Annotated in this window: 8 protein-coding genes; 4 read left to right on the top strand and 4 right to left on the bottom strand. The window is 63.7% G+C overall.

The genetic code is table 11. The annotated features are described in order from the left end of the window. Window positions 1-11: 11 nt before the first annotated feature. The 3 genes from ptsP (AC19YY_RS17455) (at window position 12) to AC19YY_RS17445 (ending at window position 10,103) form a co-directional block, all read left to right on the top strand. Window positions 12-2,522 (top strand): phosphoenolpyruvate--protein phosphotransferase, encoded by a 2,511-nt coding sequence (ptsP, locus tag AC19YY_RS17455; protein WP_500604592.1) that lies wholly within the window; start codon window positions 12-14, stop codon window positions 2,520-2,522. Between the two features lie 26 nt (window positions 2,523-2,548). Then, window positions 2,549-4,246 (top strand): N-acetylglucosamine-specific PTS transporter subunit IIBC, encoded by a 1,698-nt coding sequence (nagE, locus tag AC19YY_RS17450; RefSeq protein WP_169956653.1) that lies wholly within the window; start codon window positions 2,549-2,551, stop codon window positions 4,244-4,246. A gap of 112 nt (window positions 4,247-4,358) precedes the next feature. Next, on the top strand, window positions 4,359-10,103 hold the full coding sequence (locus AC19YY_RS17445; protein WP_500604591.1) for a dermonecrotic toxin domain-containing protein: 5,745 nt from the start codon (window positions 4,359-4,361) through the stop codon (window positions 10,101-10,103). Between the two features lie 76 nt (window positions 10,104-10,179). On the opposite strand, the gene AC19YY_RS17440 is transcribed toward AC19YY_RS17445, so the two are convergent. Together AC19YY_RS17440 and purL are read right to left on the bottom strand one after the other, a co-directional pair. Next, entirely contained in the window at window positions 10,180-10,491 is a 312-nt protein-coding gene (locus AC19YY_RS17440; protein ID WP_500604590.1) for an NGG1p interacting factor NIF3, read from the bottom strand. 4 nt (window positions 10,492-10,495) lie between these two features. Next, a complete protein-coding gene (purL, locus tag AC19YY_RS17435) occupies window positions 10,496-14,392 on the bottom strand; it encodes a phosphoribosylformylglycinamidine synthase (protein WP_169956698.1) in 3,897 nt (1,298 codons plus the stop codon). Between the two features lie 287 nt (window positions 14,393-14,679). On the opposite strand from purL, the gene mltF reads away from it, so the two are divergent. Continuing rightward, the gene (gene mltF / locus AC19YY_RS17430) at window positions 14,680-16,140 is read left to right on the top strand and encodes a membrane-bound lytic murein transglycosylase MltF (RefSeq protein ID WP_169956667.1); all 1,461 of its coding nucleotides are present in this window, start codon (window positions 14,680-14,682) and stop codon (window positions 16,138-16,140) included. A gap of 138 nt (window positions 16,141-16,278) precedes the next feature. On the opposite strand, the gene AC19YY_RS17425 is transcribed toward mltF, so the two are convergent. Further along, window positions 16,279-16,563, bottom strand: a complete 285-nt coding sequence (locus tag AC19YY_RS17425) for a PTS sugar transporter subunit IIB (RefSeq protein ID WP_169956669.1) — start codon at window positions 16,561-16,563, stop codon at window positions 16,279-16,281. Between the two features lie 2 nt (window positions 16,564-16,565). Beyond that, window positions 16,566-19,097 (bottom strand): phosphoenolpyruvate--protein phosphotransferase, encoded by a 2,532-nt coding sequence (ptsP, locus tag AC19YY_RS17420; RefSeq protein WP_500604589.1) that lies wholly within the window; start codon window positions 19,095-19,097, stop codon window positions 16,566-16,568. Window positions 19,098-19,247: the final 150 nt, after the last annotated feature.

Genomic DNA, 19,247 nt, shown 5'->3' with positions numbered 1-19,247 from the left:
GTACCGTGCCCATGCCCGACAATAATAATGACCTCACCCTCAGCGCCCCCCTCAGTGGGCCGGTGCTGACCCTGGGCAACGTGCCTGACGACGTGTTCGCCAGTGGCGCCATGGGCGACGGGATTGCCATCGACCCCCTCAACGACTGCCTGCATGCGCCGTGCGCGGGCGTGGTGATCCACGTTGCCCGTACCGGCCACGCCCTGACGATCCGCGCCGACAATGGCGCCGAGGTGCTGCTGCATGTGGGCATCGATACCGTCCAATTGAATGGCGAAGGCTTTGCCCTGCTGGTCAAGCAAGGCGCGCGGGTCAGCAACGGGCAGCCCCTGGTGCGTTTTGACCTGGACCGCATCGCCCGCCAGTGCAAAAGCCTGGTCAGCCTGATCATCCTCACCAACGGCGAGCAGTTCGAGTTGCGCCCGGTGGCCGTCAATACGGTCAAGGTCGGCGAAGCCCTGCTGCGCATCGTCGCGCGCCAGCCTGCCGCCGTGCAGTCTGTGTCCGACAACTCCCAGGCACATGCCAGCGCCAGCGTGCGCATTACCCATCGCGGCGGCCTGCATGCGCGTCCCGCAGCCCTGGTTCGCAAGACCGCCCAGGGTTTCAGCAGCCAGTCGCAGCTGCATTTCGCCGGCAAGTCAGCTTCGTGCGACAGCCTGATCGGGTTGATGGGGCTGGGTATTGGTGAGCAGGACGAGGTACAGGTCACCTGCCTGGGCAAGGATTGCGACGCGGCGTTACAGGCATTGGTCGCAGCCCTATCGGTCACCACCCACGAACACGAGCAGGCCCCAGTGATCGTGACTGCGCGCCCGCTCAACACCGAAGCGGGCGTATTGCAGGGTGTGTGTGCCGCACCCGGCCTGGTCTGCGGGCCGCTGTTGCGGCTGCACACCATCGAGTTGCCGCAAGACCCGGGCAACCACATGCGCGAAGAACAATTGCAGCACCTGGACAGCGCCCTGGAGCAGGTACGCGGGGAAATCCGCAACACCCTGGAGCACGCCCGCCAGCGCAAGGCCGTCGAGGAAGAAGAGATCTTCGCCGCCCACCTGGCCCTGCTGGAAGACCCGACCCTGTTGGAGGCCGCCACCGCCGCCATCGAGCACGGCAGCGCCGCCACCCATGCCTGGCGCGATGCGATCCAGGCCCAATGCGCGGTGTTGCTGGGCTTGGGCAAGCCGTTGTTTGCCGAACGCGCCAACGACCTGCGGGACTTGCAGCAACGGGTGCTACGCGCCCTGCTGGGTGAGGCCTGGCAGTTCCAAATGCCTGCCGGGGCGATTGTCGTCGCCCATGAATTGACGCCCTCGGACCTGCTGCAACTGAGCGCGCAAAATGCTGCCGGCATCTGCATGGCCGAAGGCGGCGCCACCTCCCACGTGGCGATCCTGGCCCGGGGCAAAGGCATGCCATGCGTGGTCGCCCTGGGCAGTGCAGTGCTGGAGGTGCCGCAAGGCCAACGGGTAGTGCTGGACGCCGGCAATGGGCGCCTGGAACTCACCCCGGACGATGCCCGCCACGCCCAGGTCCACCAGATTCGCGAGGCGCAACAGCAGCGGCGCCAGCAGCAACAGGCCCAGGCCCAGGCAGCGGCCGGCACCCTGGATGGCGTGGGCATTGAAGTGGCCGCCAATGTCGCCTCCAGCAGCGAGGCGCAGATTGCCTTGGCAAACGGCGCCGATGGCGTGGGGCTGTTGCGTACCGAGTTTCTGTTTGTCGACCGTCGCACCGCACCCGACGAGCAAGAACAACGCCAGGCCTATCAGGCGGTGCTGGATGCCATGGGCGACAAATCCGTGATCATCCGCACCATCGACGTGGGCGGCGACAAGCAGCTCGACTACCTGCCCTTGCCCGCCGAGGCCAACCCGGTGCTGGGCCTGCGCGGTATTCGCATGGCCCAGGTACGCCCGGAGTTGCTCGACCAGCAACTGCGCGCCCTGCTGCAGGTCTGCCCGCTGCAGCGCTGCCGGATCCTGTTGCCGATGGTCAGTGAAGTCGACGAATTGCTGCACATCCGCCAGCGCCTCGATCAGCTGTGCGCCGAGCTGGAACTGACCCAGCGCCCGGAACTGGGGGTGATGATCGAAGTGCCGGCCGCCGCGTTGATGGCCGAGCAACTGGCCGAACATGCGGACTTTTTGTCGATCGGCACCAATGACCTGTCCCAGTACACCCTGGCCATGGACCGCGACCACGCCGGCCTGGCCGCGCGGGTCGACGCCCTGCACCCGGCGCTGCTGCGCCTGATCGCCCAGACCTGCATTGGCGCGGCGAAACACGGGCGCTGGGTCGGGGTGTGCGGCGCCCTCGCCTCTGACCCGCTGGCCACCCCGGTGCTGGTGGGCCTGGGGGTGCGCGAGCTGTCTGTCAGCCCGCCGCAAATTGCCGAAATCAAAGACCGCGTGCGCCACCTGGACGCCGCGCAATGCCGGCAACTGAGCCAGGGCCTGCTCGACCTGAGCAGCGCCAGGGCCGTACGCCAAGCCTGTCAACACCACTGGCCGTTGAGCTGACAACAACAAGAAAAAGGAGACTCGCCATGTACCAACTGTTTATTGAAGGCCTGCAACGCCTGGGCCGTGCGCTGATGCTGCCCATCGCCATCCTGCCGATTGCCGGCCTGCTGCTGCGCCTGGGTGATACCGACCTGCTGAACATCGCGGTGATGCACGACGCCGGGCAAGCGATCTTCGCCAACCTCGCGCTGATCTTCGCCATCGGCATCGCCGTGGGTTTTGCCCGCGACAACAACGGCACGGCCGGGCTGGCCGGGGCCATTGGCTACCTGGTGATGGTCTCCACCCTCAAGGTGATGGACAGCACCATCAACATGGGCATGCTCGCCGGGATCGTCAGCGGGCTGATGGCCGGGGCGCTGTATAACCGCTTCAAGGACATCAAGCTGCCGGAGTACCTGGCGTTCTTTGGCGGGCGACGCTTTGTGCCGATTGTCACCGGGTTTTCGGCGGTGGGCCTGGGGGTGATCTTCGGGTTGATCTGGCCGCCGGTGCAGCACGGCATCAATAGCTTCGGCGTGCTGCTGATGGAAAGCGGCAGCCTGGGCGCCTTTGTGTTCGGCGTGTTCAACCGCTTGCTGATCGTCACCGGGCTACACCATATCCTCAACAACATGGCCTGGTTTGTGTTCGGCAGCTTCACCGACCCGGCCACCGGCGCGGTGGTCACCGGCGACCTGACCCGCTATTTTGCCGGCGACCCCAAAGGCGGCCAGTTCATGACCGGCATGTTCCCGGTGATGCTGTTCGGCCTGCCCGCAGCGTGCCTGGCGATGTACCGCAACGCCCTGCCGCAGCGGCGCAAAATCATGGGCGGGATCTTCCTGTCGATGGCCCTGACGTCGTTCCTGACCGGGGTCACCGAGCCGATCGAATTCGCCTTCATGTTCCTCGCGCCGTTCCTGTACCTGCTGCATGCGCTGCTCACCGGCCTGTCGATGGCGGTCACCAACCTGCTGGATATTCACCTGGGCTTTACCTTCTCCGGAGGGTTCATCGACATGGTCCTGGGCTGGGGCAAGTCCACCAATGGCTGGCTGGTGTTGCCGGTGGGCCTGGCTTACGCGGTGATCTACTACAGCGTGTTCAACTACTGCATCCGTCGCTTCAACCTGAAGACCCCGGGCCGTGAAGATAGCCAGGTGGCACAGGCCGAAGCGATGAGTGATCACCAGCGGGCCAGTGCCTATATCCGCGCCCTGGGCGGTGCCGACAACCTGCTCAGCGTCGGCGCCTGCACCACCCGCCTGCGCCTGGACATGGTGGACCGCAACAAGGCCATGGACGCCGAACTCAAGGCCCTGGGAGCGATGGCCGTGGTGCGCCCGGGCAATGGCGGCAGCTTACAGGTGGTGGTGGGGCCGATGGCCGACAGCATTGCCGATGAGATTCGCCTGGCCATGCCGTCGTTTGTTGCATCGGCGCCCGTGGCGGTTGTGCCTGTGGATAAGCCAGTCATGGTGAATGTGCAGGAGGCCGAACAATGGCTGGGCGCCTTGGGCGGCCGGGCGAATGTACGCCAGCTGGAAGCGGTGGCGATGACGCGGTTGCGGGTGGAACTGGGGGATGATTCGGTGTTGTCCGAAGCTCAGTTGACCGCACTGGGTTGCCAGGGCGTGAGCCGGCTTGAAAGTGGGGTCTGGCACCTGTTGATCGGTGACAAGGCAGCGGGGTTGGGTGAGGCCTTGGAGCGGTTGGTTAGCCGCCCGGTCAACGCCTGATCCGAACGGACGCAGAGCGTCCAGGGCGGCGTACCGCTACTTATCTACCGCCCAGCCAAACGCACAACTCCTCATGCTGAGGGTTCTTACCTCAAGCATGGAGAGCGTGCCCGTGAGCACAACACCCCAGACCTTTGAAGGCATCAAAGGCCACCTCAACCAGATCAGCCATCACCTGCTCCAGGTCGAAGCGCCGCTGTTGCCCGAACAAAAACCTGTTGCCGAACTGGCCTACCTGGAAAAAATCAATGGCCAGCTGACGCGCTACCGCCAGCAATACATGAACAAGAGCCAGGTCCTCTATATCGGTATCAAAGCCAACGTCCTGCCCGCCCGTGTGGCGACACTCAAGACCACCCTGAACACGTACCTGCAACAACTTGATCGCGACGAGCAGATCGACGGCAAACCACGCAAGTCCTATATGACCTTCGAAGCCGGGTTCAGCGCCCTGGCCCATGAAACCAAACTCAGCGCCCAGGACCGCCTTCTGCATCCGCAACAACAGGCCATGCTTGAGCGGGTGCCCCTGGGCAGCACGCAACGCCCGGGCCTGTACGCCCTGTCGTTCCAATACCAGGAGCGCACCGTCGAATTGGCCGGCGCCTTTGTCCTGACACAGCAATCCAGCCCGCTGGTCGCCGACCTGGACGCCGGGCCAGCGGTGGGTGAAGTGATGCTGTTCACCCCCTCCCGCGGGATCGCATCCTTCAGTTCCCTCGCCCAACTCAACCGGCATCTACTGCAAGGAATGGACGATGCCGAGCAACGTCGCGACTTCATGCAACTGCTGCCCGTGCGTTATCACGATGTCAGCCCCGAGGCCATCTGGCCGCTGCAACTGGCACCGATCAGCGACAGGCCGCTGTTTGAACACACCTACAACGCCCTGATCGACAAGCGCACCCAGGACATCGAGCGCGCCTTGAGCCTGGTGGACAACCCCACACAGAGCCCCGCGCAACTGATCAGTGCCCTGGACCGCGCCATTGCCGGCGCCTTGCCGGACCTGCGCGCGCGCCTGGCGTGGCGCGCGCGCCGCTTGCTGGAGCGCCACCTGCGCCACAGCGCGCCGGACTGGTATCGCAGCGCCAGCGAAGCGCGGCGCGCCACCCTCGCCACCCACCTTTGGCACTACAACGAAGCCCGCCAGGACCTGCTCGACCTGCTGGGCCCGGTCACCACCCCGCAGTCCCTGGCCCGCTACCAGTTGCTTGAACGCCTGAGCGACGAGCTGGACATTCAGGACCTGGCGCCAGAGCACCTGTTGATCAACACCCGGCGCTATGTCTACCCCATCGGCGAGTATGAACATGATCGCAGCCTGGTCGACCTGGCCCTGCGCGGGTTGCAAGACGGGGATGCCCTGCCGGGCTCGGACTTCCTGAACAAAACCACGCTCACCTATCAGGGCGCGACACTGCCCACCGCCTACCAGGACCTGACACCCGCCTGGCTCGCACAGACGCTGGCCACCTTACAGCCGCGTATCGACTTTGCCGACGCGCAACGGCAAATGCATGCCAAACCAGAAGTCAGCCGTAGCATCGAACGGATGCTCGACCAAAGGCTCACCGCACTGGCCTACACCGCCCTGCTGCAAGGCCACCTCAGTGACGAGGACTTTCAATTGGTGCAGGACCTGCGCCAGGGCACCAACCCGCACCTGAGCGCCGCCACTCTGTCGCTACATGCCGCTCAATTGCAGGACCTGTGGGTACTGCGCCAAAGCGATGCGAGCGGCGCAATCATCCGCCTGTTGCTGTGCACGCCCGAAGCGCCGCGCGCGCAGCAGTTCATGGCGTTTGACAGTGAACTCGCCTGCCAGAACCACATCCTCGGCTGGAGCCTGGACAATGGCAGCAAACACCCCCCGGGTACCCTCACCGACTATCTGATCAAGCGCGTCGCCCTGCGTTTTCGCGGGGCCATGAAGCAAGTCTTGAGCGGCCTGAGCTTCAAGTTCCACGACCAGGAATACCAAGAGATCGGCTTTGGCAATATCGGCAGCCACGCCATGTGCCTCAAGGCGATGTCGGCCCATGTGCTGGCGACCCGCATCGACGACTATGAGTTCGGCACCCCGAGTTGGTACCGATCCGCCAGCGTCGACAACCGCCAGCAGCTGTTGAAACTGGCCGAAGACAGCGAGGGCGCGCTGCTTACCTACAATGAACATCCGTTGTCTGACGCTCGATTTCCCAGCTTTACCCATTTCCTGCATGAACAGGCGAGAAAAAGCCTCAACGACTTGCTGGGCCGCCCCCAGAACGATGTCGACCCGGACACCGTGTGGGCCTTTTCACCGCCGTCGTTGCTCGGCGCGCTGACCCCGCCGCCCCTGACTTACACCCAGCTGTACCGCGATGGCTACGCCGACGGCGTGGGTTTTCTCGACGAGAAATTCTCGCGTTCGGCTCGTTTCAAAGGCCCGCCCGGCGTTGACTTGAGCCAATTAAGCGCAGAAAAAATTGCACGCTCGGTCACCGGCACCTGGGTCGGCGAGCGCTACATCAACCAGGTCAAGACCCGCTTGCTCAACACCGGCAGCACCGACTATGCACTGCGGCGCAATGCCACCTTGAGCATCACCCAGCACCAACTGCAGAACGCCGCCCTGGAGTGCCGGCTGGAGGGGTATATCGCCGGGGTAGACTGGACGTGGTTGCAACGCAGTATTGCGAGCATGCACGACACCGCCGCCCAGACCCGTGGCACCTACGCTATCCATCGCCTGCTGGTGGACGGCGAATGGGTGATGGGCAACCTGCTCTTCAGCCATGGCGATTTTCCGACGTTGCTCTACACCCCAAACGCACCGGACGGCATCAGCTTTCGCGAAGCGCGGCTGTTCAATTACCGGTTGAAAAAGATTCCCGGCATGGTGGGCTATTTCACCCTGCGGGTCGGCGCCCAGTCCCAGGTGCGGGTCCGGGCCTTCCTGGAAAACGCCAAGGCCCAATTACCCGAAGACCTGAGCCAGACCGACACCAGCCCGGCACGCTATGACTCGACCCACGGGCAACCCCCGCTGCAGGATCTACGCGAGGCCCTGTACAACATGCCGTTGCAGCGCAAGATCGATGACGTGCAAGGCACCACGGTCAATCGCAACCAAATGATCAGCGCCATTTTGTGGAACTGCGTGGAATGGGTCACCGCGATTGCCACCGCGCCGTTTCCCAGCCTCAGCCTGAGCCTGGGCATGCTGCTGGCATTCAAGGACGGCATGCTGGCCCTGCACGCGTACCAGCAGGGCGATACCGGGGCGGCACTGGAACACTTGCTCGGCTACGTGCTTAACAGTGCCGGGGCCGCCGTCACCGATCTGCGCCCGGCCCTGGCCTCGGTCAAACAGCTCGCCCGGCCGGGCCTGCGCCAGGTCACCAGGAGCCACGCTGCACCGAGCGAAGCGGTGAGGCTGGTGCAGCCCCTGCAACCCAAGCCCCTGGCGCTGGAAAATATGCAAGCGGTGCTGTTCGAAGGCCAGGCGCTATGGGCCAAAACCGTTCCAGACCCGATCGGCCGTTACCTGCTGTATCGACTGGATCCTGTCACCGGCAGGCTGGTCTCCACCACTCGGGTGGCCGCGCCAGATAGCCAAGGTGTGTGGCGCCGCACCGGGGTCACTGGTGGCGCACCCAAGTACGAAAAACTACCCGAGCCCCCCGAACCGCTGAAAACCTATGAGATGCCACCGAGCTATGCCCGCGATCTGGGTAAGGCCATCAACCCGGATACGCGCGCACAGATGCTGCTGAACACGAGTGAGTTAGTGGGCTCAGAGGGGGTGGCCAGGGGCGTGCTCGCCCTCGACCTTAACCCGCTGCGTACGGTTTACCTGCAACAGGTCGAACGCCTGAGCACTGACGCCCAGGACTTTTTCACCCAGCTCGCGCCTTTACCGGCGCGCACCGCTCCCCCGGCCGTGGACGCCAGTACCTCATTCGCGCAACTGATCGCCAGCGATGCGTTCAGCGGCAACAAAAACCTGATCATTGGCGCAATACCGGGCTCCATCGCCAGTAAGCAGCTGCTGATCACGCAGATGGATGCCTTGATCAGCAACGGCTTCAAACACTTGTACATTGAGTACCTGCCCGCCGATGCATTCCGCACACGCCTGCAGCGCCTGCATCAGGGTAAAACCTGGGAAAACATTCGCCAGCATCTCGAAGCGGTCGACAAGGGCTTTGGTCTTGCCCCGGACGCTGAATACTCCTACCTTGCCCTGGTACGCAAGGCCAAGGACAAGGGCGTGAAGATCCTGGCCCTGGACGCTTCCACCTCCTACTTGCTGGACGATTTCCTGCAAATGCGCGACACCCCGCCGACCATCCCGCGCAGCAACAGCATCAGGAATTTCTACTCCCATAAAGCCATCGGGGCCGATGCCCTCGTCGAACAGGACGAACGTTGGGTGGCCCTGGTGGATCACAGCCGCCTGCGCACGTTCGAGGGCACGCCGGGCCTGGCCGACTTGCAAGAAGCAGTGGCCCTGCGCGTGGAGGATGTGGCGGCGGGCCAGCCGGTGGGCCTCTGGGTCGACACGCCCGGCGCCATAGCCGGTGACCCGTTGGCCAAGGGCGATTATCGCCTGGCCCTGCACACGGCGTACAAGGAACCCGGGCAAGCCGCTTCTGCCAGCGTCGCGTCTACGACGGACGTGACGCACTTCAGCGACTACGATATCCCCCACGCCTTCCGGGACAGCATCAGCCGGCAAAGCACCGCCGGCCGTGGGCTGGACAGCAACTACGCCTCACCGATCGCCACCGAGCAAAGGGCTTTCAGCGTCTTTCTGGACGCCCGAGAGCGCCTGAGTCGCGATGCGGCGGCTTACCTGGAGCAGCATGTACCGCCAGCCAGGCCCGATCCCTCCACCCTGGGCACACCGGCCACCCCGCAGGCGCTGCTCGAACGTGTTGGGAGCAGCGAGTTTTCCGGGCTGGTGGTCGGTGAAGCGCACCAGGCGCAGTCGAGCAAGCGCTGGCTGCGTGAACATATGAAAAAGCTAAAGGAACAGGCATTCAAGACGCTGTACGTAGAACACCTGTTGACCGATATGCATCAGCAAGATCTGGATCTGTTCCTGCGCACCCAACACCTGCCGGACAACCTCAAGCGCTACCTGGCCATGCTTGATCGCGGCCAGATGCCGCACTACAAGGGCAAAAATTCCTACACTGAAGTGATCCAGGTCGCTGCCAGGCATGGCCTGCGCATCCGTGCCCTGGACTGCACCGCCAGCTATAACGTCAAGGGCCTGGAGGATGGCGATCTGGGGCGCAACCAGATGTTCAGTTACTTCGCGTCAAAAGTAATCCAGGCCGACCAGGCAGCACAGGGCCCGCACAAATGGGTGGCTTTTATTGGCAGCGCCCACACCAATAACAACCTGGGCGTGGCCGGGCTTGCGGAACTGCAAGGTGCAGTCAGCCTGCATGTGCGGGATACCGCCCCGGCGCTGGCGCAGAATATTCGCCCGGGGACCTGGGAGGTTTCGACCTCGGGCATAAAGCCGTTCAGGCGGGCGTTACGCGGCGACCTTGTTTTAGAAGCCGGTGTGGAGGGGATTCGTGCGCCAGCGCCCTTTGTCCCGGTAGACCGTCGTCGATTGAATCTCGCGGGCCTGTACTTGATCGAACGCCCGTCGCCTTCGCAGACCAACCTGCTGCACCGCTCGCGCAGCGGCGAAATCGTGTCGACGCCGATCAAGGTCGACCACGACGGCCTGTTCTATGTCGAACGCTGGGCGCCGATGCAGGGCAAGCGTTTCAGCTACGAAAACACGTTGATCAGCGCCCTGGAGGTGGAGGTGGGACTAAAACCTGCGCCAGACATCACGAGGCTTTGATTTCGGCGATCTGACAGGCAAAAAAACCCGCTGGCCAATTTGGCCCAGCGGGTTTCTTGTTCTAGCGGCCAGCGGATCAGAAATCCGCCAATTGCCAGACCTCATAAGCCGGTGTCTCGTAGGGATGACTCAGCTTCATCGCAGCAACTACCGCCACGATCAACGCATCGGCCACCACCAGCTCAACCTTCCATTCTGCAACCACCTCGACCTGGCCCACCTGCCCGATAAACGGCTGGCTGCCATCCATCGCGCGGAACTGGCCGCGGCCCAGCACTTGCCAGGCACAGTTGTCGTAGTTGCCGATGCGCCCGCCACCGGCCGCGAAGACGGCGCTTTTCACCGTCTCCACATGGCTGTCGGGCACAAAGAAGCTGAGCTTGTACACCGCCTTAGTTCACCCACACACGAGCGTTACGGAACATGCGCATCCACGCGCCGTCTTCGTTCCACTCTTCCGGGCGCCACGAGTTCTGCACGGCGCGGAACACCCGCTCCGGGTGCGGCATCATGATGGTCACGCGACCGTCGCGGCTGGTCAGCCCGGTGATCCCGCGCGGCGAGCCGTTCGGGTTGGCCGGGTAGCTTTCGGTGACCTTGCCGTGGTTGTCGACAAAACGCAGGGCCACGGTGCCGGACAGATCGGCTTCCAGCAACGCTTCCTCGCTTTCGAACTCGGCATGGCCTTCACCGTGGGCGATGGCAATCGGCATGCGCGAACCGGCCATGCCTTGCAGGAAGATCGAGTTCGATTCCTGCACCTGCACCATGGCCACACGGGCCTCGAACTGCTCGGAACGGTTACGCACAAAGTGCGGCCAGAACTCGCTGCCCGGGATCAGTTCGCTGAGGTTGGACATCATCTGGCAACCGTTGCACACACCCAGGGTGAAGCTGTCGTTGCGTTCGAAGAAGCCCTGGAACGCATCGCGCGCGCGGCTGTTGAACAGGGCCGACTTGGCCCAGCCTTCACCGGCACCCAATACGTCGCCGTAGGAGAAACCACCGCAGGCCACCAGGCCCTTGAACTCATTGAGGTCGACGCGACCGGCGAGGATATCGCTCATGTGCACGTCGATCGCATTGAAGCCTGCACGGTCGAACGCGGCCGCCATTTCCACCTGGCCGTTGACGCCCTGCTCACGCAGTACGGCAACCTGTGGCCGGATGCCTTTCTTGATGTACGGCGCGGCGATGTCCTGGTTGACGTCGAAGCTGAGCTTGGTGCTCAGGCCCGGGTTGTCTTCTTCCAGGATCACGTCGAATTCCTGCTCGGCACAGTCGACGTTATCGCGCAGGCGCTGGATCTGGTAGCTGGTCTCGGCCCACTGGCGTTGCAGCAGGCGGCGCTGGCCTTCAAACACGGTGTCGCCGTTGAAGACGATGTTGATCACGCCGTTGTTGATCGGCTGGCCAACCACCGCCACGCAGTCGCCCAGGCCAGCAGCGCTGAACTGTGCAAGCACGTCCGGGGTCGCGTCCTGGCGCACCTGGATCACCGCGCCCAGTTCTTCGTTGAACAGGATGGCGGCGATGTCAGCGGAAGTTTCCGCCAGACCGTCGAGGTTCAGGCTCAGGCCGCAATGACCGGCAAAGGCCATTTCCACGACGCTGGTCAGCAAACCACCGTCGGAACGGTCGTGGTAGGCCAGCAGGTGGCCGTCGGCGTTCAGGCCCTGGATCACGGCGAAGAAGGCTTTCAGGTCTTCGGCGTCATCGACGTCCGGCGCCTGTTTGCCAAGCTTGCCGTGGGTCTGGGCGAGGATCGAGGCGCCCATACGGTTCTGGCCACGGCCCAGGTCAACCAGGATCAGGTCGGTGGTGCCCTTGTCCATGCGCAGTTGCGGGGTCAGGGTCTGGCGGATGTCGGTGACCGGCGCGAAGCCGGTGACGATCAGCGACAGCGGCGAAGTGACGCTCTTGTCGGTGCCCTCATCGTTCCAACGAGTGGCCATGGACATGGAGTCCTTGCCCACCGGAATGGTGATTCCCAGTTCCGGGCACAGCTCCATGCCGACCGCCTTGACGGTGTCGTACAGGCGCGCATCTTCACCGGGGTGGCCGGCAGCAGACATCCAGTTGGCCGAGAGCTTGATATCGGACAGCTTGCCAATGCGCGACGCGGCGATGTTGGTGATGGTTTCGCCAATGGCCATGCGGCCCGACGCCGGGGCGTCCAGCAAGGCCAGCGGCGTGCGCTCGCCCATGGCCATGGCTTCACCGGTGTACACGTCAAAGCTGGTGGCGGTCACGGCAACGTCAGCTACCGGCACCTGCCATGGGCCGACCATTTGGTCACGGGCCACCAGGCCGGTGATGGTGCGGTCGCCGATGGTGATCAGGAAGCTTTTGCTCGCCACGGCCGGGTGGTGCAGCACGCGCTCGATGCTGTCGGCCAGGTCGAGGCTGCTTGGGTCGAAATCATCGCCCAACTCGGCTTCACGTACCGCCGAGCGGTGCATGCGCGGAGCCTTGCCCAGCAGCACTTCCAGCGGCATGTCCACCGGGCTGTTGCCGAAGTGGCTGTCGGTGACGGTCAGTTGCGGCTCGGCGGTTGCTTCGCCGACGACCGCAAACGGGCAACGCTCGCGCTCGCAGATCGCCTGGAAGCGTTCGAAGTCCGCAGGCCCCACCGCCAACACGTAGCGTTCCTGGGATTCGTTGCTCCAGATCTCGTGCGGGGCCATGCCCGGCTCGTCGTTTGGAATATTGCGCAGTTCGAAACGGCCGCCACGGTCGCCATCGTTGACCAGTTCCGGGAAGGCGTTGGACAGACCGCCGGCGCCGACGTCGTGGATAAAGCTGATGGGGTTCTTGTCACCCAACTGCCAGCAACGGTCGATGACTTCCTGGCAACGGCGTTCCATCTCAGGGTTTTCCCGTTGTACCGAAGCGAAGTCCAGGTCCGCCGAGCTGGTACCGGTGGCCATGGAGGAAGCCGCGCCGCCGCCCAGGCCGATCAGCATGGCCGGGCCGCCGAGGACGATCAGCTTGGAGCCGACGAGAATCTCGCCCTTCTGCACGTGGTCTTCACGGATGTTGCCCATGCCGCCGGCCAACATGATCGGCTTGTGGTAACCGCGCACTTCATCGCCACGGGGGGTGGTGATGGACTGCTCGAAGGTACGGAAGTAACCGGTCAGGGCCGGACGCCCGAATTCGTTGTTGAACGCGGCGCCGCCCAGGGGGCCTTCGATCATGATGTCCAGCGCGGTGACGATGCGCTCAGGCTTGCCGTATGGCACTTCCCACGGCTGTTCGAAACCTGGGATCTGCAGGTTGGACACGGTAAAACCGGTCAGGCCGGCCTTGGGCTTGGCGCCACGACCGGTGGCACCTTCGTCGCGGATCTCGCCGCCCGAGCCGGTGGCTGCGCCCGGGAACGGGGCAATCGCGGTCGGGTGGTTGTGGGTCTCGACCTTCATCAGGATGTGCACCGGCTCCTGCACCGCGCCGTACTGGCGGGTCTGCGGGTCCGGGAAGAAACGGCCGGCGACAGAGCCGACGATCACCGAGGCGTTGTCTTTATAAGCCGACAGAACGCCTTCGCTGTGCATCACGTAGGTGTTCTTGATCATGCCGAACAGGCTTTTTTCCTGGCTCTGGCCGTCGATATCCCAACTGGCGTTGAAGATCTTGTGGCGGCAGTGCTCGGAGTTGGCCTGGGCGAACATCATCAGTTCGATGTCGTGGGGGTTGCGCTGCAAGCCGTTGAAAGCGTTGACCAGGTAGTCAATCTCGTCTTCGGCCAGGGCCAGGCCCAGCTCGGTGTTGGCCTTCTCGAGGGCGGCGCGGCCACCGCCGAGCACGTCAATCGCGGTGAGCGGCTTGGGTTCGGCGTGGCTGAACAGGCCGCCAGCCTGTTCCAGCTGGCTGACGATGATCTGGGTCATGCGGTCGTGCAGGCTGCTGGCGATCAGCTCGGCCTCGGCGTCGCTGAACTGGCCAGCCACGTAGAAGGCGATCCCGCGTTCCAGACGCTGGATTTTTTCCAGGCCACAGTTGCGGGCGATATCGCTGGCCTTGCTCGACCAGGGCGAGATGGTGCCGAACCGCGGCAGAACCAGGAACAAGCGGCCAGTCGGCTCTTGAACGGGAACGCTGGGGCCGTACTTCAGAAGGCGTGCCAGCACTTGCTGTTCGTCGGCGGTCAAAACGCCGTTAACGTCGGCGAAGTGAGCAAATTCAGCATACAAGCCAGTGACAGCTGGAACCTTCTGGCTCAGTTGCTCAAGGAGTTTGCTGTGGCGAAAGGCAGAAAGGGCAGGAGCGCCGCGCAGGATCAACATCTTCGGGACAGCCTCGGGAAGGGGGTGTGCTTTGAGGCCGTGCATTCTAGCGTAAACCTGCGCCAACGGCACCCGAAACGGCACCGCTGGCCGCTGCCGAACGTCAGTTGGCACCGATTGCACGGTATCGGGGCGTTTTCCAGGGCCGGCGGCGCAGTTATTTTAACCGTCACAATCGCGTCCCAGGCCACGTTTCTGCGGGCTGCAGCACAGTTTCGCGGGCGCTAGCAGACAACGCCGATGCTGTCGAGATATGGCGCCATGGGCCGTTTGCGTATACTGCGCAGATGTTCTCCCCAACTGCTTTGCGCCCGCGATGTGCCAAATGGCTCCTCGCCACCGGACTCTTCCTGATGCTCAGCGCCTGTGTTGATAAGCCCAGCACGCTCGAGCGAATCAAGGAGGATGGCGTATTGCGGGTGATCACCCGAAACAGTCCGGCCACCTATTTCCAGGACCGCAACGGCGAAACCGGTTTCGAATACGAACTGGTCAAGCGCTTTGCCGACGACCTGGGGGTCAAGCTTGAAATCGAGACTGCCGACAACCTCGACGACCTGTTCGGCCAGTTGGGCAAACCCAACGGCCCGGTATTGGCCGCTGCCGGCCTGGTCAGCAGCGAACAGCGTAAACAGCAGGTGCGCTTCTCCCATGCGTACCTGGAAGTGACCCCGCAGATCATTTACCGCAACGGCCAGTCCCGCCCCACCAACGCGGCCGACCTGGTGGGCAAGAAGATCATGGTGCTCAAGGGCAGCACCCACGCCGAGCAACTGGCCGAGCTGAAAAAGCAGAATCCTGCGATTGAGTACGAAGAGTCCGACGCCGTTGAAGTAGTCGACCTGCTGCGCATGGTCGATGAGGGGCAGATCGACCTGACCCTGGTCGACTCCAATGAAGTGGCGATGAACCAGGTGTACTTCCCCAACGTGCGGGTGGCCTTCGACCTGGGCGACGCCAGCAACCAGAGCTGGGCCGTGGCAGCCGGGGAAGACAACAGCCTGCTCAACGAGGTCAACAGCTACCTCGACAAGGTCGAGAAAAACGGCACCCTGCAGCGCCTCAAGGATCGTTATTACGGGCATGTCGATGTGCTGGGCTACGTCGGCGCCTACACCTTTGCCCAGCACTTGCAGCAGCGCCTGCCCAAGTACGAGAAGTTTTTCAAGACCTCGGCCAAGGAAGAAAAGGTCGATTGGCGGCTGTTGGCGGCCATTGGTTATCAGGAGTCATTGTGGCAGCCGGCGGTCACCTCCAAGACCGGCGTGCGTGGCCTGATGATGCTGACCCAGAACACCGCCCAGGCCATGGGCGTATCCAACCGCCTCGACGCCCGGCAGAGCATCAAGGGTGGCGCCAAGTACCTGGCGATGATCAAGAGCGAACTGGACGACAAGATTCTCGAACCTGATCGCACCTGGTTTGCCCTGGCGGCCTACAACGTCGGCGGCGGTCACCTGGATGACGCGCGCAAGCTGGCGCAAAAGGAAGGCCTGAACCCGAACAAATGGCTGGACGTGAAGAAAATGCTGCCGCGCCTGTCGCAGAAGCAGTGGTACAGCAAGACCCGCTACGGCTACGCCCGGGGCGGTGAGCCGGTGCACTTCGTGGCCAACATCCGCCGTTACTACGACATCCTGACCTGGGTGACCCAGCCGCAGCTGGAGGGCAACCAGGTGGTGGAAGGCAATCTGCATGTGCCGGGCGTGGACAAGACCAAGCCGCCGCAAGATACCCCCCAACTCTGACCCCTGGGAACGACCAGACACCACAAAACCCAATGTGGGAGCGGGCTTGCCCGCGATCGCGGTGGGTCAGTCAAATACTCATCAACTGACCCACCGCTATCGCGGGCAAGCCCGCTCCCACATTTGTTTTGTGGTGTTCTACAGGCCGGTGATCAGATGTACTACCCCGCCCGCCAGCACCATCACCGCCGTGATACCCGCCGCCTTCAGCGCCGCCTCGTCCACCCGCGCCGGGTCCTGTAGCTGCACGCGGATCCGGGTCAATGCCACGCGCTGCTGTGACTTGAGATTACTCGCCCCACCCAACGCACTCAGCACCTCAGGCGCCAGCATCGCATCAGCCGCCGGCTCGGCAACCACCGTTTCTGCCACCAGGTCCGGGGTCAGGGCTTTCCAGAACGCCTGCTGCAATTTCTCGAACATATTCAGTTCTCCACAACCAGTGAGGTTTCCACAGTCGCCGCGTGGTACTGGCTCAAGGCCTCGCGCACCTGGGCGGCTTCTTCCAGGTTTAACACCTGGTGGGCGATCAGTTGGCAGTCCGCCAGGTCCAGCTCACGCACCGTGGCCTTGATGCTCGGGATCAGCGGTACGCTGACGGACAACTCGTCCACCCCCAGCCCGATCAGCATCGGCACCGCCAGCGTTTCGGACGCCAGCGCGCCACACACCCCCACCCACTTGCCGTGGGCATGGGCGGCCTTGACCGTGGTGGCGATCAGGCGCAGCACCGCCGGGTGAAAGCTGTCGGCCTGGCTGGCCAGGCGCGGGTGGTCGCGGTCCATGGCCAGGGTGTATTGGGTCAGATCATTGGTGCCGATCGAGAAAAAGTCCACGTGGGGCGCGAACACATCCGCCATCAACGCCGCTGACGGCACCTCGATCATGATCCCCAGTTTCGGCAGTTCAGTGAGCCCCAGGGCCGCCGCTTCCTCTTCGAGGATCTGGCGGGCCTGGCGCAGCTCCGACAGCAGGCTGACCATCGGCAACATGATGTGCAACCGGGCCAAGCCCGCGCTGGCGAGGATTGCCCGCAACTGCTCGCGCAACAGTTCCGGACGCTCCAGGCACAGGCGAATGCCACGCAGGCCAAGAAAGGGGTTGCTCTCGCTGTCCATCGGCACGTAGGCCAAAGGCTTGTCACCGCCCACATCGAGGGTGCGCACCACCAGGTTGCGCTCGGTGCCCAGGGCACCGGCAATGGCGCTGTAGGTCTGGGCCTGTTCCTGCGGGCTCGGCGCACGGTTGCGGTCCAGGTAGAGAAACTCCGAGCGCAACAGCCCCACACCCTCAGCCCCCAAGACCAGGGCTTGCTGCACTTCTTGCAGCGAAGCGACGTTGGCTGTCACCTCGACATGATGACCATCGCGCGTGGTAGCCGCCAAGGCGGCCTGTTGCACATCGCGCTGGTGACGCAACACCTGTTGCGCGCGCGCGGCCCGCAGCCGCTCGATTACCGTCGGGTCCGGGTCCAGGTGCAGTTCGCCTTTATCGGCGTCCAGCAACACTTGCTTGCCCTCGGGCAAGTCCAGGACCTGGGCTGGCACCCCGCAAATCGCCGGCAAGCCCAAAGCACGCGCAAGGATCGCGACATGGCTGGTGGCGCCGCCGGCAACGGTGATAAATCCCAACACCTTGCGCGGGTCGAGGCTGGCGGTTTGCGAGGGTGTCAGTTGCTCGGCAATCAGGATTGCCTGCTCCGGCAACTCCCAGGCGCCGTCCTGCACCCCGAGGATCAGCTTGAGTACACGCTGGCCAACATCCGCCATATCGGCGGCGCGTTCGGCCAGCAGGGAGCTGCCGGATTGCTCGAACAGCCCGGCGGTGGCGAGTGTGGCGCTGTTCCAGGCAAAGGCGGCGCTCTTGCCTTGGGCGAGCAGGCCGTGGGCTTGTTCAAGCAGGGTCGGGTCTTCGAGCAATTGCTGGTGGGCGCGGAAAATCTCTGCCTGGGCACTGCCGCCGGCCTTGTCCTGCAACACTTGCAGCGCTTGGGTTGCAGCGCGCAAGCCACGTGCCAGGGCGGCATGCTCCAGCGTCTCGCCAGCCCCCTGCTCAGGCACATTCAGCTCGGGCTCAGCCACCTGCACCACCTGACCAAACGCCGAACCCGGCGATGCACATACGCCACGCAGCACGCTTGCCGATGACAGCGGCGCAACTGGCTCAACCACCTCGGCCACCAGCGCAACGGTTTCGCCACAGCCTTCTGTCAACAGCGTAACCAACGCCTGGATCGCCGCCGCGGCATCCTCCCCCGCCGCGCTCACTTGCAGGGTATCGCCCCGTACCGTTTGCAAGCCCATGATCGCCACCAGGGACTTGGCGTTGGCGCTCTGGGTTTGCTTGTGCAGGCAGATGCTCGCCTTAAAAGCCTTGGCCGCCTGGGCCAGCACCGCCGCCGGGCGGGCATGCAAACCGTTGGCGTTGGGCAGCTTCAGGGGCTTGGAGAACAGTGCGTCACCCTCCTCCTCGTCATCGTTGGCGGCGCGTATTACCGGCGTCACACGCAACAACGGTTGCCCGGTTTCCACCAACCCCGCGCCCGCCGCCAGCAGCACAAATGGCTCGCCGCTGACCACCAGCATCAGGGTCAGCAAGCTACGGGCATTGAGCGCGATAAAGTCGCCATCGAATTCGATCAAAGGTTGGCCCGCCTCGACCCGCTGGCCTTCCTCGACCAGCCGGGTGAAGCCCTTGCCCGCCAGGTTCACGGTGTCCAGGCCGATATGCATCAGCACTTGCACGCCCTGGTCGTCGGTGACGCTGACCGCATGCCCACTGTCCTGGATATTGCTGATCACCCCGGCCAGCGGCGCGCAGAGGGTCTGCGAGGTGGGATCGATACACACGCCGTCGCCAATCAGGCGGCTGGAGAACACCGGATCCGGCACCTGGTCCAGGGGCAACAGCACACCCGCCAGGGGCGCCAGCAGTTCCAGGGGTTGAGTTGTGGTCATGACATCACCTGCTGTTTGGTTCTGTAAAAAACATGGGCCGAGTACACATCCCGGGGTGAAATGGGCCCCTGTGGGAGCTGGCTTGCCTGCGATTGCATCAACGCGGTCTCATTGGAATACCGAGCCGCCTGTATCGCGGGCAAGCCCGGC

Source organism: Pseudomonas sp. MF09156 (assembly GCF_059862305.1).
Note: the sequence above shows the minus strand (reverse complement) of the source record. Positions and strands in the feature narration are given on the sequence as shown.

Bases quoted from the DNA above. Each gene is read 5' to 3' on its own strand.
- ptsP (WP_500604592.1), top strand. From the start codon at position 12: ATGCCCGACAATAATAATGACCTCACCCTCAGCGCCCCCCTCAGTGGG.
- nagE (WP_169956653.1), top strand. From the start codon at position 2,549: ATGTACCAACTGTTTATTGAAGGCCTGCAACGCCTGGGCCGTGCGCTG.
- purL (WP_169956698.1), bottom strand. From the start codon at position 14,392: ATGTTGATCCTGCGCGGCGCTCCTGCCCTTTCTGCCTTTCGCCACAGC.
- mltF (WP_169956667.1), top strand. From the start codon at position 14,680: ATGTTCTCCCCAACTGCTTTGCGCCCGCGATGTGCCAAATGGCTCCTC.
- AC19YY_RS17425 (WP_169956669.1), bottom strand. From the start codon at position 16,563: ATGTTCGAGAAATTGCAGCAGGCGTTCTGGAAAGCCCTGACCCCGGAC.
- ptsP (WP_500604589.1), bottom strand. From the start codon at position 19,097: ATGACCACAACTCAACCCCTGGAACTGCTGGCGCCCCTGGCGGGTGTG.